The sequence below is a fragment of the Winogradskyella sp. KYW1333 genome (assembly GCF_003335675.1).
GTDB lineage: Bacteria > Bacteroidota > Bacteroidia > Flavobacteriales > Flavobacteriaceae > Winogradskyella.
In genome coordinates, this window is the sequence record NZ_QPHL01000015.1 from 269,930 (window position 1) to 285,108 (window position 15,179).

Annotated in this window: 11 protein-coding genes; 7 read left to right on the forward strand and 4 right to left on the reverse strand. The window is 34.9% G+C overall.

Features of this window, described 5'->3' with window-relative positions:
* Window positions 1-487 precede the first annotated feature (487 nt).
* The 5 genes from DUZ96_RS06935 (at window position 488) to DUZ96_RS06955 (ending at window position 5,330) form a co-directional block, all read left to right on the forward strand.
* The gene (locus DUZ96_RS06935) at window positions 488-1,252 is read left to right on the forward strand and encodes a MauE/DoxX family redox-associated membrane protein (RefSeq protein ID WP_147267061.1); all 765 of its coding nucleotides are present in this window, start codon (window positions 488-490) and stop codon (window positions 1,250-1,252) included.
* Window positions 1,253-1,329: 77 nt separating this feature from the next.
* A complete protein-coding gene (locus tag DUZ96_RS06940) occupies window positions 1,330-1,506 on the forward strand; it encodes a non-canonical purine NTP pyrophosphatase (RefSeq protein WP_114301216.1) in 177 nt (58 codons plus the stop codon).
* A 45-nt stretch (window positions 1,507-1,551) separates the two neighbouring features.
* The gene (locus tag DUZ96_RS06945) at window positions 1,552-2,373 is read left to right on the forward strand and encodes an FkbM family methyltransferase (RefSeq protein WP_114301217.1); all 822 of its coding nucleotides are present in this window, start codon (window positions 1,552-1,554) and stop codon (window positions 2,371-2,373) included.
* On the forward strand, window positions 2,360-3,277 hold the full coding sequence (locus DUZ96_RS06950) for a glycerophosphodiester phosphodiesterase family protein (protein ID WP_114301218.1): 918 nt from the start codon (window positions 2,360-2,362) through the stop codon (window positions 3,275-3,277). Before DUZ96_RS06945 ends, DUZ96_RS06950 begins: the two co-directional genes overlap by 14 nt.
* 232 nt (window positions 3,278-3,509) lie before the next feature.
* A complete protein-coding gene (locus tag DUZ96_RS06955; RefSeq protein ID WP_114301219.1) occupies window positions 3,510-5,330 on the forward strand; it encodes a DEAD/DEAH box helicase in 1,821 nt (606 codons plus the stop codon).
* Window positions 5,331-5,335: 5 nt separating this feature from the next.
* Here DUZ96_RS06955 and DUZ96_RS06960 read toward each other — a convergent pair whose 3' ends face one another.
* Window positions 5,336-7,717 carry a T9SS type B sorting domain-containing protein gene (locus DUZ96_RS06960; protein ID WP_147267062.1) on the reverse strand — a complete coding sequence of 794 codons (2,382 nt, stop codon included), beginning with the start codon at window positions 7,715-7,717 and terminating at the stop codon, window positions 5,336-5,338.
* A 201-nt stretch (window positions 7,718-7,918) separates the two neighbouring features.
* Here DUZ96_RS06960 and DUZ96_RS06965 point away from each other — a divergent pair, with 201 nt between their 5' ends.
* Window positions 7,919-8,734, forward strand: a complete 816-nt coding sequence (locus DUZ96_RS06965) for a carboxypeptidase-like regulatory domain-containing protein (protein ID WP_114301221.1) — start codon at window positions 7,919-7,921, stop codon at window positions 8,732-8,734.
* A gap of 48 nt (window positions 8,735-8,782) precedes the next feature.
* On the opposite strand, the gene DUZ96_RS06970 is transcribed toward DUZ96_RS06965, so the two are convergent.
* Window positions 8,783-9,445, reverse strand: a complete 663-nt coding sequence (locus DUZ96_RS06970; RefSeq protein ID WP_114301222.1) for an RNA methyltransferase — start codon at window positions 9,443-9,445, stop codon at window positions 8,783-8,785.
* Window positions 9,446-9,470: 25 nt separating this feature from the next.
* Here DUZ96_RS06970 and DUZ96_RS06975 point away from each other — a divergent pair, with 25 nt between their 5' ends.
* The gene (locus DUZ96_RS06975; RefSeq protein WP_114301223.1) at window positions 9,471-10,148 is read left to right on the forward strand and encodes a Sir2 family NAD-dependent protein deacetylase; all 678 of its coding nucleotides are present in this window, start codon (window positions 9,471-9,473) and stop codon (window positions 10,146-10,148) included.
* A gap of 107 nt (window positions 10,149-10,255) precedes the next feature.
* Here the strand turns inward: DUZ96_RS06975 and DUZ96_RS13200 are convergent, their stop codons facing one another.
* Together DUZ96_RS13200 and DUZ96_RS06985 are read right to left on the reverse strand one after the other, a co-directional pair.
* The gene (locus tag DUZ96_RS13200) at window positions 10,256-13,957 is read right to left on the reverse strand and encodes a GEVED domain-containing protein (RefSeq protein ID WP_114301224.1); all 3,702 of its coding nucleotides are present in this window, start codon (window positions 13,955-13,957) and stop codon (window positions 10,256-10,258) included.
* 278 nt (window positions 13,958-14,235) lie between these two features.
* The gene (locus DUZ96_RS06985; RefSeq protein WP_114301225.1) at window positions 14,236-15,168 is read right to left on the reverse strand and encodes a peptidylprolyl isomerase; all 933 of its coding nucleotides are present in this window, start codon (window positions 15,166-15,168) and stop codon (window positions 14,236-14,238) included.
* Window positions 15,169-15,179: the final 11 nt, after the last annotated feature.

Consider the following 15,179-nt stretch of genomic DNA (forward strand, 5'->3'; position numbering starts at 1 on the left):
TGAATGTCACAAATAAAAAACATCTAAAAGATTAATCTACATATCTATTGGCTTTACGACTTTAAATTTTATCTAAAAGTAACCTTAATATGGAAAGCTATGACCAAAACTCTGTCATTAGGTTGTTAGCTCCTTTGTTTTATTTTTATTTAGGTTAAATTATAGAATTATTAACTTTAAATAAATGCAGAGCGCTCATCAATTACATTATACCATCGTAAGATTTAGTTTATTATTAAACTTTATCATGTTGTTTACATGCAATCAACTTTGGATAAATACAAAATCTTTACCTATTTTTCCTTTAATAAATAATAAATGGTTGACTCCAGATTATTTAGAAATGCCTATTCTTATTATTTATGGTATACTTCATCTTTTAGCCTTCATAAAACCTAAGAAAATTTTTATAGGATTTATTATCTTTCTTTATATTATAATGGTTTTAAATGATCAAAATAGACTCGTCACCTACCATTATCAGGTAATGATTATTTTACTTTTATTTCTATTCAACTCTACTACTACTATCTTCAAAGGTTTGTTTATTGGTATTTATTTTTGGGGTGGTATTCATAAATTCAATCCTTGTTTTTATAGCTATTTTTCTAATCTACATATGTTTGGACTACCTTATTTTTTCAAGTCAGTTGTAGCTATTGGTATTCCTCTTACAGAAACTCTTTTAGCTTTAGGACTTATTTTTAAGTTAACCAAGAAGTATGCTTTTATAGGGCTTGTAACTATGCATGTTTTTATTTTAATTTTAGTCTTTTTTTTGTTTAAAAGCTATAATATAATTCCTTGGAATATTATTAACTGCTTCATTTTGTTTCATCTTTTTTGGGAAAATCAAAACATTTCTTTTTCTCTAGAAAAATCGAAAAAGGGAATTACTACTCTAATTTTAGCTACTACTATTTTAGTAGGCCCTTTATTAAACAAAGCTAATTTATGGGACGAACATTTAGCTTTTAAAATGTATACTTATGATGTAAATCAATTTTATTATGAAGTATCCGACAAGGTTAAAACCTCACTACCAATGGAAATTCAAGAATACTATAGAGAAGATCAAAACGGAAAAACATTTTTTTACCTCTATGATTGGTTTCTAAGTATTAACAGAGTCCCTATGTACTCAGAAGAAAGAAACATCATTCATATTGAAAATTATTTAAAAAATTTTCTTCCATTTGGAACGGTTTTTAATGAAGAATTGACTCTTAAGAATTATAGATATTGTAAATAAAAATATCATTTTGATTAAAGTGGAAAATGAAAATAATATCTAAAAAACAATAAGGGTAACTCAATACATTTAATGCCATTTACAAAGGTGAGATTACCAAGGGCAAACATGGTAATAAAGGCTTTGGTTATGACCCAGTGTTTAGACCTCAAGATTATGAGCAAACCTTTGCTCAAATAGACTTTGAACAAAAAAATAAAATTAGTCATCGTGGATTGGCCATGCAACTACTCATCAATTTTCTTTATAAGTAGTTCAGTTAGATTTTTATCTCTATATTGTTGAGTAATGGCTTATCCATGAAGCATATGAAACAGAATTATTCTTATAATGAGTTTGGTTATTCTTACAGATTTAAAAAACTCATATTTTATTTATCTACGTTCAGCCTAAAGGAAATACTAGTGCTGTTGTGGGGCCGTAAAAAAAATAAGGCCAAATATTTGATCCTAAAACCAAAACAACTGGCCCACCCTGTAAAAATCAGAAATATAGATAACGATGTTGGAGTATTTGCCTATGTTTTATGGAAAAAATTTCATCTTCCACCAAAAGGTTATGAGCTATCAAGCGACGGTATAATTTTAGATTTAGGCGTAAATATTGGTTTAAGTGTTGCTCACTATAAGACTATTTATCCAGAAAATCCCATTATTGGTTATGAGATGGATGCATCGAATTTTGAAATTGCCAAACATAATACGCGACACTATAAAAATGTCCAATTATTTAATAAAGCAGTATGGATAAAAAATATTAAAGTAAGTTATAATAAAGACTCTAGATTTGACTCTTTTTCAATCGATAATGAAGTGACCCATAAAAATGTAGCCTTTGCACAAGGCTTGACCATAAGAGATATTATCAGTCAACATTCTATTGATAACATCGAATTTCTAAAAATGGATATTGAAGGTGCTGAAAAAGCTATTTTTAATGAGCATAATAAAGATTGGCTTAAAATTGTGAAATCTTTTAATATTGAATTTCACTTAGATAAAGACGAAAATTTAAATGATTACATCAAAATTTTTGAAGGATATAAGTTTAAGGTATGGCAAAATAACCAGCGATCTTCTTGTTTAACAGGAATAAAATTAGGAATAAATGAAAAAGCTTAGATTAGTTTTAATATTATTAATAGTGTTTGGATGTCAAGAGCATCATAAGACTGTTAATAGTTTCAAAAAGAAATTAGATATAAAAGCACTTATCACAAATCTTGAGGATTCAAAAAACAAAGATGTCATTGTCGTTGCCCATCGTGGCGATTGGAGAAATGCACCAGAAAATTCTATGCAGGCAATTAAGAATTGTATTGATATGGGTGTTGATATGGTAGAAATAGACGTTAGGGAGACAAAAGACGGTGAACTTGTTTTAATGCATGACTTAACTATTGACCGCACAACTAATGCGAAGGGATTCGTTAAAGATTGGACATTAGATAGTCTTAAGACACTAAAATTAATTGATGGTTTAGGAATAGAGACGGAACACAGAATACCTACATTGGAAGAGGCGCTATTACTATCTAAAAATAAAATTCTAATTAATCTTGATAAGAGCTACAAGATATTTGATAAATGCTACGAAATAATGGCTAAAACTCAAACACTTGATCAGGTAATTATAAAGGGTTCAAAAACAAGACAAGAAGTTGAGGATGAATTTGGTCAATATTTGGATAAAGTATATTTCATGCCAGTTTTGTTTCTACCATCAGACGATAACGAAGACGTAGTAGATGATTACATTGAAAATCTTAAACCCGTAGCGTTTGAATTTGTCATTGAGAGTGACACAATTAACTTTTTGAATAACTTTAAAGCAATAAGAGAAAGTGGCTCTAGTGTTTGGGTTAATGCCTTGTGGCCACATCATAATGGTGGACATGATGATGAAAAGGCAGCTCTTAATATAAATGTTTATGACTGGTATTTAGAAAATGATATCGATATAATACAGACAGATAGACCTGAATTATTACTTAAATATCTTCGATCTAAAAAACTACATGATTAAATTAATTGAATAAACTACTGAAGTATAAGTATTAACAACATACTAAACCACCAAAAAATCAAGTATTTTATAGCATTTATTAGATATTGAAATTAAAGTATATATTTGCAACATTATTGAGCGAGAGGTCCTAAATGGTTTAGGACAGGTGTTATAAGAAGTTTAGGTTAAAGTATGTCGGTTCCCTTCTTATGTAACACTACATAACATAATCGATTATACAACTAGACGAATGAGTACATTCCAAGAATTGGGTCTTAACCAAGACCTATTAAATGCTGTTGCTGACCTAGGGTTTACAAAACCTAGTGAAGTACAAGAAAAAGCAATCCCAACCCTTTTAGCGGAAGAACGTGACCTAGTAGCACTTGCCCAAACTGGTACAGGAAAAACGGCAGCCTTCGGGTTTCCAATGCTTCAAAAAATAAATGTAGACAGCCGTACAACGCAAGGTCTTATTTTATCGCCAACACGAGAGCTGTGTTTACAGATTACCAATGAGCTTAAACTCTATGGTAAGTACTGTAAAGGTTTAAACGTGGTTGCCATTTATGGTGGCGCAAGCATAACAGAACAAGCCAGACAAGTAAAACGTGGTGCACAGATTATTGTGGCGACACCTGGCCGTATGAAAGATATGATCAGCCGTAATTTGGTAGATATATCTAAAATAGAATACAGTGTATTAGACGAGGCAGACGAGATGCTTAACATGGGATTCTATGAGGATATCACTGATATTTTATCCTACACACCAGATGACAAAAGCACATGGTTGTTTTCTGCAACAATGCCAAAAGAAGTGGCCACTATTGCCAGAAAATTTATGTACGATCCTATTGAAATTACAGTAGGTAACCGTAACGAAAGTACGAGCCAAGTATCACATGAATATTATCTGGTAAATGGTAGAGATCGCTACTTAGCACTAAAGCGTTTGGCAGATGCTAATCCAGATATTTTTTCTGTAATCTTCTGTAGAACGAAGCGCGATACCCAAAAAGTAGCTGAAAAGTTAGTTGAAGATGGGTACAGTGCTGGTGCATTGCATGGTGACCTCAGCCAGAACCAACGTGATTTGGTAATGAAATCCTTTAGAAACAAGCAAATACAGATGCTGGTTGCTACAGATGTTGCAGCACGTGGTATTGACGTAGATGATATTACACACGTTATCAATTACCAATTACCAGATGAGATAGAAACTTATACACACCGTTCTGGTAGAACTGGTAGAGCTGGTAAAACTGGTGTGTCTATGGTTATTGTTGCTAAAAGCGAGTTGCGTAAGATCAATGCCATAGAGCGTATCATTAAAAAGAAGTTTGAGAAAAAGGATATCCCGTCTGGTATGGAAATATGCGAAGTGCAGCTAATGAGCTTGGCTAATAAAATGCATAATACCGAGATTAACCATGAAATTGATGCCTTTTTAGAGAGCATCAACGAATTGTTTGATGATACCAGCAAGGAAGAGTTGATTAAGAAATTCTTTTCAGTTGAGTTCACACGTTTTTACAACTATTACCGAAAGGCCAAAGACCTTACCGTTACAGATTCTAGCGATGGTGGTGGCAGAGCTCCTTCTGCTAATGAAACCCGTTATTTTATCAATGTAGGTCGTAAAGATGGCTACGATTGGATGTCTCTTAAGGATTTCATTAAAGAGGTTTTAGACCTTGGCAGAGACGATGTATTTAAGGTAGATGTAAAGGACAGTTTTTCGTTCTTTAATACCGATAAAGCCATGGAGAAAAAGGTATTAGATTTCTTCACGGACTTTAAATACAATGGTAGATTTGTTAATGTTGAAGTCACTGAGAACAAAGGCGGTGGCGGTAGACGTGATCGTGGTGGTAGAGGTAAAAGAAGAAGTGACGATAGACGCGGTAAAAAGCGCTCCTCTGATTCTGGATTTCGTAGTGAAAGACGAGGTAGACGTTCGGATGGCCCAAAATCTGACCGTAGACGTTCAGGATCTGGCTCTGATAGACCAAGGCGTTCGGATTCGGGATCTGGTACGGACAGACCAAGACGTTCTAGACGTAGATAAAAGTATTATCGTTTTAGTGAAAAATGGCCTGTGCGAATTTCATTTTTACTTGGTCGTTTTAAAACAAACCAATAGTCTGAGGTAGGCATTAATTTCCCATTATAAGTACCATCCCAAACACGTCTTGAAGCATTGAGTGTGATTAATTTTTTACCATACCTATCGAAAATTGATATTTCGAAGTCATTTTCGTCAGATGGGAGTATTATAGTCCAAAATGGATTATCGCCATCGCTATTTGGTGTAAAATATTTTGGGTAACCTAATATTGAAATGGCTTTTATAATAAAACCACAACCATTTTTATCTCTCACATAAAGGGTATAATCTCCAAAAGCTAAATTTGAAAATAAGTTGGAATCCTGGTAAATGAAATTATCGAGTGAATATTCGTAATCACCAAAACCTTCGGTGATAACTGTAATACTATTTTGACGTTGCCATTCTTCAACTTGTACATCAGCAACAATAGGCAAGCCTGATTGAATCACATTAAACACCTTTGTAGTGCTACAAGTGATGCTTGGCGTTGTGTTATGGTTCTTAAATATTTCAACACTATAGGTTCCGGCAACACTAATCTCAATGGATGATACGAGATCACCTGTAGACCAAGAATAAGTATCAAATCCAGCATCCGCAGTTAGGACAATAGATTCATCTTCACAGATATAAAATGTTTCTTCTTCAATAATTTCAGGTCTATCCATTACCTGCAAATTAAATGAAGTAATATCATAACAACTTGGATTAAAGTTGTTTTGAATTCGTGCATATACCGTTTGAAAATCAGATATAGCATAATTATTGTCTACAGGGTTTTGACCAGTTATAGCCGTGTATTCAGAATCAAAAAACAATACTGAAAATATATTAGTGTTTTGATTGCCCATAATTTCACCAATTTTAGTATCGAGATTGAACGTTGTTAAACCACTATCCTCTTGAGACTCACATTGGTAATAATCTGTTGGTAAATTGGCTATTGGAGTTTCATAAATAATGACCTCATCGATTAAGTCCAAGGATTGCCCAGCAACTGAGGCACTTACGTTAACGGTGTAGATTCCTGGACTAGCATAAGTGTGTGATGGACTTTGTAAATTTGAAGTTGTACCATCTCCAAAATCCCAAAGTACTGAGGCGTTGTCTACTGCTGAAACTAACTCAAAAGTTGTTTCGTTGCCCAAGCATGAATTATTTATGGTGAATGTAGCATTAAAGAGTGATTGAATAAACGGTGGTAAACCTAATGTTACTAGTCGCCCACCTAAATCAACAGCACCAATCTCGTAATCACAACCTAAACCCAAAGTATCAGGATTATTAATGGCATCAAGTGCTGTTTTTCCTGAATTGCATACATAAATTTTACCATCTAGTGCCAGTTGTAACCCACCTAGCTCTTCACTTCCTTCATATAATAAGGTCTTCGAATTAATAATAGCATTCGCGTTATTAAACCGTATATCAAATTGAAATAGCCTTGAGCTAGCCTCGTTTGTTTGAAAATCGAAATTTTTATCCGAAACATATAACAGATCTCCACTGGGAGAAAACTCTAAACCATAAGCACCAGAGGCTGATGAGCTACTATAAAACTGATCGTTAAGTGCAATGGAATTAGACACAACTCCGTTATTATCATTAAAATTAAATATTTCTACACTACTATCAGCACCAAATTTTGCACTCGCAATGCGATTACCATCTGGAGATACTTTAAGATATCCAATAGTATTAGCAATATTTTGATCAAGTTCATTGGGATTTTCATTTCCGTGAACTGAACCAACTTCTGAAACTACGGGATTTACATTAATGCCTTGTGGTGAAATTTGGTAGGCCAAAAACTCCTTGTTACTCCAACCATGGGTAATGACCCAGTAATCAATACCATTAGCGTGTTTTACAGCCGTAATTTTCTCAGTGCTTGGGTATAAAAGCGCTTCATTTTTTACCGTAATATCTCCGTTTCCGTTGTTGAGACTCATATCTACAATAGAATACCTAAATCCATGGTCACCAGCAGAACTATCAACAGTAAAAATATAGTAAATGACTTCAGAGCCAGGCAATGGTATAATAATGCCAGATTGCGTGCTGGAAGGATCTCCCATTAGGCCAAATCCATTTGGCATTTGGTTGTGATTTTTTTCCCAAACAGTAATACCGTCTGTGTAGAAAAGCAAATCGCCATTAGCATCAGAAATTGAACCGCAACCCTCGTTGGTTGCAAGTTGACCATTTAAATCTAATACAGGTGCTCCTGAACTAAAATTGAGACCAGCATTTACGCCAAAATACCAATTTGCCGCTTCACCTTGTGATAAAACACAATACATGAAACTAAAACAAAACAATATTGTTAAAAGCGTCTTTTTCAATTTTTTTTAAAATGGCAAGCGGATTTAATGCAAATTTTGTCAAACGAAAATACAAACAATTACAAAAAATAAGGTCATTATTTACAATAGTGGCTAATTGACAACAATAAACGGCAAAATAGCATCTTGTTAATATTAAGTCAAATCTGTAATAGTCCTACAGCAAACTGCGTTTTGTTTATTACATTTACACTGGAATACATGTGTATGCGATATTTATTAATCTTATTTCTATGTTTTACTACAGTTTATAGCTATAGCCAAGACAGCACCAATACTAAACTACCTACACGCGTTAAGGGTACAATTATTAGTAGTTCTACTCAGGCACCACTGAGCGAGGTAAATATTGTAAATATTAATCAAGTTGTCGGAACATCAACCAATGACGATGGTATTTTTGAAATAAAGGCCGTTGCTAACGATACATTATTACTTTCATACTTAGGCTATAAAACCATTAAGGTTAGAGTAACAAATGACTGGCTTAAATTTGGTAATACCAAAATTGCTATGACGGAGTTAGCTCTAGCTCTTGAAGAAGTCACTGTAAAGCAGTTACAGCTTACTGGTTATCTAAAAGTAGATATGTTGGCTGTGCCTATTCAGTCCAATAATCGTTATAGAATATCTGGTTTACCTGGTCAAGGCTATGAAGCTGGCAGACCAAATATCGCGACTAAAGTATTAGGAGCGATTTTTAATCCGGCTGATTTTCTTTACAACATGTTTGGAAAGAACCCAAACGAGATGAGGAAACTCAAGAAAATGAAGCAAGATGACCAGATTAGAAACCAGCTTGCCAAACGTTTTGATCGCGAAATGCTTCTTGTTTTATTACAAGTCAACAAGTACGATTTAGATGAAATCGTGAACCAATGCAATTACTCCAAAGATTTTATCAATACAGCCAACGATCTTCAGATCCTAGACGCTATAAGCGAATGTTACGAAGAATACAAAGTAATAAGCCGCAATAATAAACGTAACAAGGGCAAAAAGAAAGGTAGAGCTTAATAATAATGCTTCAATACATTACGTTTTTTATTTTCTGGAAATAAATTTTTAAAATAACGATTCGGATTTAAATCGCTCAACAATGGCATCGTAGTTTTTAATGGTTTTTTCAATCCAATCGAAGCGTTTTGCAATGCGCTCCTCCTCCTTTAATTGCCAAGGAATATCAGAATTGCGGAGTTTGGAAGTTACATGTTGTAAAATAATTGCAGCAGAGACCGAAATATTAAGACTCTCTGTAAAACCAAACATTGGAATTTTAAGAAAACAGTCGGCTTCGTCTAAGACCTGCTGTGAGAGGCCTTCGGTTTCTCTACCGAAAAAGAAGCAAGACTTTTTAGAGATATCAAAGTCTATTAAATCACAGTCTTCCGCATGTGGGGTCGTAGCTACAATTTGATAACCGTTAGTTTTTAAATCCTTGATACATTGGTTGACCGTGTTATATCTGTTAAGATCTACCCACTTCTGTGCACCCATTGCAATTTCTCTATCAATACGTTTAGTATTAACCTCTTCTATAATATTGACTTCTTGAATACCAAACACATCACAAGAGCGAATAACGGCACTCGTATTGTGCAATTGGTACACATCTTCTGTAGCAACAGTAAAATATTTGGTGCGTTGTTTTAAAACTGAAGTGAAACGCTCTCTTCTATGCTCAGTGAGATAAGATTCTAGATATTTAAGAAGTTTTAAATCTGCCATGTATCAAAAATAGTATTTTTACATCATGAAACATATTGTTGTTTTAACAGGAGCTGGTATGAGCGCCGAAAGTGGTGTGAAAACTTTTAGAGACCATGGTGGTCTTTGGGAAGGCCATGACGTAATGCAGGTTGCCTCACCTCAAGGATTTAGGGAAAATCCCGATCTCGTTTTAGAATTTTATAACCAAAGAAGACGCCAGCTCAAAGAGGTAGAACCTAATGAGGTCCATAAGGCAATTGCAAATCTCGAATCAAAATATAAAGTGACTGTTGTTACACAAAATGTAGACGACCTCCACGAACGTGCAGGTAGTAGTAATATTGTGCATTTACATGGTGAACTTTTTAAAATTAGAAGTACGGGTAACCCCAAGGATATAAGCTATTGGACAGAAGATATAAAGCTTGGTGATACCTGTGACAAGGGCTACCAATTGAGACCACATATTGTATGGTTTGGAGAAGATGTACCAATGATTGAAAAGGCCGTAGAAATTTGCCATACAGCTGATATACTTCTTATAATTGGAACCAGTATGCAGGTTTACCCAGCAAATGGGTTGATGCACTATGTAAGCTCTGAGGTCCCAATCTATTATATAGATCCGAGACCTGCTACCGTCAATCACCCAAATATTAAGGTTATTGCAAAAACAGCAACAGAAGGAATGAAGGTGCTTCAAAACATCTTATCATCTTAAAACTCCACTTTATTGCGTACAACAAATAGCAAGAAACAATTATAAAAAACAAAAAAAGCCTTTCAGAATCTGAAAGGCTTTTTTATAGGGATTTGTAACTTTATTAATTAATATCGCTTAATTGCTTTTTTAGTGATGACCACATCGTTATCTAAAACTATTCTTGCTATAAATGGTGCTTGTCTAAGATTAGATAGCTTATAGGTTACATCAGTTTTATTAGGTCTAAAATTATAGATTGCTCTACCCTGTACATCAAATATTTCAATAGAGCTCATAGTTTGGCTACCGTTAAACAAAAATCTCACATCGCCGTTTCTACTTTCTATGATTTTCAGTGCATTTTCATTTGCTTCAACATCTTCAATACCAAGAGTATCGGCTTGGAAAACAATTTCAAAACGCTCATTGTATGTACCACTCTCTGAGGTAAAGTTGTAAGGACCTATCTTAAGATCGTGCATTGCACCTGTTAAATTGTCTTTTATATATATAGGTACATTAGAAAAGAACGAATCTTCATCACTAATTTCTACTATATCTGCAAGTTTAAGGCTGTATATTGTTGCCTGCTCTATACTTGTAGTATAACCAATTTTTATTACCTCACTCAAGTCTAGGCTAGTATCATTTTTTGCCTGTATGGCATACTGCTTGGTAGCATCGTCATTTTGTAAAGAATAAAGATATGAAGCGGCACCTGTTTCTAGGCGTCTTGGTGCATCATAAGCCAAGCCATCATCCAAATCTGTCGCTTCATTCATGTAGGCAACAAGAATTTGGTTAAAAACACCGTTATCTGATGTTAAATTGAGTCTTAGTTTATTTACAAAGACTTCGTCATTATCCGCATCATTATTTGTTGTGTTTCTAAAAAATTGTGAATTATTTCCTGTACTTCTCATACTATTTGTAAACCTTACAGTACCTTGCCCATTCGTTGGAACGGCACTATCACTGAAGTTTACAAAAAATCCTTGTCCAGAAGGTATATAAGAACCAGGAGTAACTCCATCACCTCCAGCAAGAGCACCGCCTTTATTGATGTAAGCATAATCACTTGTAGAGAACTGACCTGCATTAAGTGCCGTATTTTGTGACCATAGATAAACGATAGCATCCAAAGATTTACCTCCTCCTATAATAATAGAATAATCTTCTACTTCGCCATAGAAATTAGTGTCATCAGGGTTTGGTATAGGGTTATTTGCACTACTTTTTGCTGTAACACGCATTACTCTTTTACCCGACACAGCATCGGAAGGTACCGTCACTGCAAGTGGCGAATTAGTGGTTGTAATATTACTATTATTAAAAGCAGTTCCTAAATCATATACTTCACCTGCATCGGTAAAATCACCATCTAAATTCCAATCTATCCATGCGCGTATTTCATATTGAAACTCGCCATTAGTATTAACATTTACAGATAAGTCATATGATTGCCCTGGCATAAGTGTTGTCTCAATAGCTGTAAAATCTTGGTACACACTTGGCTGATTGGTATGAGAATTGTTTATGGTATTAAAGGTTACATTTGTAATTCCATCGTCATCTGTTATGTCAGCTGAAGAGCTTACATAATCATTAGATGGTGTCTCAATACCATTAAACTCGTTTTCTGTAAAAAATGCGTTTACATCTATGGCAGATGGGTAAGGATTACCTAACAGGTTAGAGTTAGCATCAGTATTATGTTCGTCATTTCTATATACCGGTACATCGATAGTCCCATTATTAAAAACACCTTCAAAGGTAAATTTAAGTGTACCGTCACCTGCATTAAATACTTCAGGATCTGGGTAACCGGTATAACCACGTCCTGGAGTCCAAACCGTGTTTCCTCCAACTCCTACCCATGCATCGCCATTATCATCAAATGAATCACCATTACCATCAGCATAGTTAGCGGCATTAAATGTATATCTACTTTGCGTAGATACATCTGGGAATGTGTTGTTATAGGTAGTACTCGTCATTGGAGAACTCCAATACGTGTACTCATAATAATTATTTGAAGGAGCAGTAATTTTTTCATTTTGAATTTTTCCGTCACCAGTTACCGTCACAGTGCCGTTTGCACTATTTTGTACAATAGCACCATAAGGTTTTACGACCAGGTTACCTGCTACGGTGATGTCAGTTTCAATTTCAATGTATTTATTATTTCTAACTCTACATGTTACACCTGCATCTACAGTTAATGACTTACAACTGAACGAGGGATCAGTGCCAGCTTCACTGTAATCAGCACTTATAACGGCATCTGCATTGATATCTGGTGTACCATTAGACCATGCACTACCATTCCATATAGTTGTGACTTGGAAAGAGAAACCGCATGTCCCTAATTCAAACCATGCATTTCCACTATTATCAGCACCATTAGCCAGTGTATAATCCCAATTATTTGTATTTGAAATTGCCGCTAGTACCGTTGCTGCAGCTCCCGTACTTGTACCACAGTTGTATACAGCATGAGATTTTTTAGTATCTCCATCATTATTGTCGTATAGATCTAATGCTGTATTATTGTTTTGAAGACCTGAGGGTAAGGCGCTGTATGCCGTCTCACTATCATCGTTTTTATCATTAGTCCAACCTTCATCACCAAAATTTACCGCATATAGGAACGTTTTTGTGCCACAAACTGATTCTTGATAGGCAAGTATTTGATCACCGTTTCCATCGTCGTCAAAAAACATTTCTTCACTACTACTTACCGTACCTACATTTGTCTCAACACCTCCATCGTGATCTAAAATTATAAAAACTTCAGTACCTGAGGCTAGATTAGTATTTGCCTGCCACGTTAAAGAACCTTCATTAGATTCGCCAGATTTAAGGGTTGTACCATCACTTTTAACACCGTAATCTGTAAATATTATTTCTTCTCCTGAACTTACATCCGTTAGTAATACAAAGGAGAAGGCACCATTAGCTTGATCATCATTATAAAATGGAACGTCGATAGAGTGACCATGTAATAAATACCCAGTGATAGCTATATCACCCGGTGAAAGGTTTGTGTCACACGAAACAACTGTAATAGTTTCTGTGGCTGTTGAAGGGCCACCGGTACAACCTGTCGCCGTAAGTGTCACTGTGTACGTACCTACTGTAGTGTAAACGTGCGTTGGGTTTACATCAGTAGATGTATTACTGCCATCTCCAAAATCCCAAACGTAACTATCTGCACCAACCGAGGTATTAGTAAAAGTAACTGTTTGCGATATTCCTACATTTGTAGTACTTGCTGTAAAACTTGCTGATGCCGTCGCACAAGTCTCTACACCTGTAACAAGGATATCATCAATAAATAATTCATCATTATTACCAGACGCATCAGCTCTAAATCTAATTCTATTTTGAGTATTAAATGTTTGGCTCGAAGCAGTGATAGTTAGTGTTTCGTTATAGCAAATATTTTCAGTAAAATCTACATCTACAATATAATTTTTTATGATACTCCAACTAGAACCATTATCTGAGCTAAACTCTACTAACCAATTTTCACTACCCTCAAAACTAGTAACAAAATATTCAAAATCAATTGTTATTTCATCATAATCTGTAAGATCATATGGATTAGAAAAAAGAGAAGAACTAGTCCCAGAATTATCTCTTAAGCGGATTTTTCCACTATTATCAAGACATCCATCACTGTAAGTACCTCGACTACAGTCATTACCTCCGTCATTCCAATTACCAATGTTATTATCAAAATTATCGAAAGTTAGTTGAGTTGTTTGAGCAAACGCGTTTAGCGTTGTTAAAAGAAGAGTGAGTGCTATTAATCCCTTTTTCATCGTAAAATAGTGTTAGGTTAATATTTATTTGATTATAGGTTTGGGGTTGCTTGTTATTAGCAAGTAACAAATCTAGACCTAAAGTGAGTTATTGTTATAGGAAATCGATGAAAGTCAAAAATTTCTAGTTTAGTACATTTTAAGTGTAAATTTTAACGATAAAATACACTCCTTCTCAGCATATTGTTCCTCTTATATAGTACATTACTTAACATACGCCCATAAAAAAAGTCTCACATAACCGTGAGACTTTTAAATCATATAAAATAACTGATTACCTATTTTATTGCCATAAGTTCTACATCAAAAATTAGTGTTGCATTTGGAGGGATAACACCTCCCGCTCCAGCAGCGCCATAACCCAAGTCACTCGGTATTACCAAACGTGCTTTATCACCTACATTTAAAAGGCATATTCCTTCATCCCAACCAGGTATAACTTGACCAACACCTACTTGGAAATCTAATGGTTGATTTCGCTTATACGAAGAATCAAAAACAGTTCCATCAGCTAACTGACCTTTGTAGTGTACAGAAACCATATTACCTTTTTCTGCCTTTTTACCATCTCCTTTTTGAAGGACTTTATATCTTAATCCTGAAGCTGTTTCCTCAAACCCTGATGCTAATTTATCTAATTTAGCTCTTGCCGCTTCGCGCTCTGCTGCGACGCGCTTTTCTCTTTCACCTTCAAAAGTTCTAAAAGCTTCAATAGCATTGAAATTTTGGGCTGCCTCACCTACTCTTACAATCTCTAAAGCGTCCAGAGTATCGTCTTGAGCTACAACATCTACAATATCTTGCCCTTCTATAACACTACCAAATACAGTATGCTTACCATCTAACCACGGCGTTTCGACATGGGTGATAAAAAACTGACTCCCATTTGTACCAGGACCAGCATTTGCCATAGACAATTTGCCCGGAGCATCATGTTTTAAATCTGGATGTATCTCATCATCAAACTTGTATCCAGGATTTCCTGTTCCTGTTCCCTGAGGACAACCACCTTGAATCATAAAATCTGGTATGACCCTGTGAAATTTTAAACCGTTATAGTATGGCTCACCCTGTGGTCTAGCTGAATTTTCTAAATTACCTTCAGCCAAGGCAACAAAGTTACCTACTGTTCCAGGCGTTTTTTCAAACTCAAGATTTACTAATATCTCTCCTTTTGTTGTTTTAAATTTTGCGTATAAACCGTTTTGCATTGTTTTGTCTT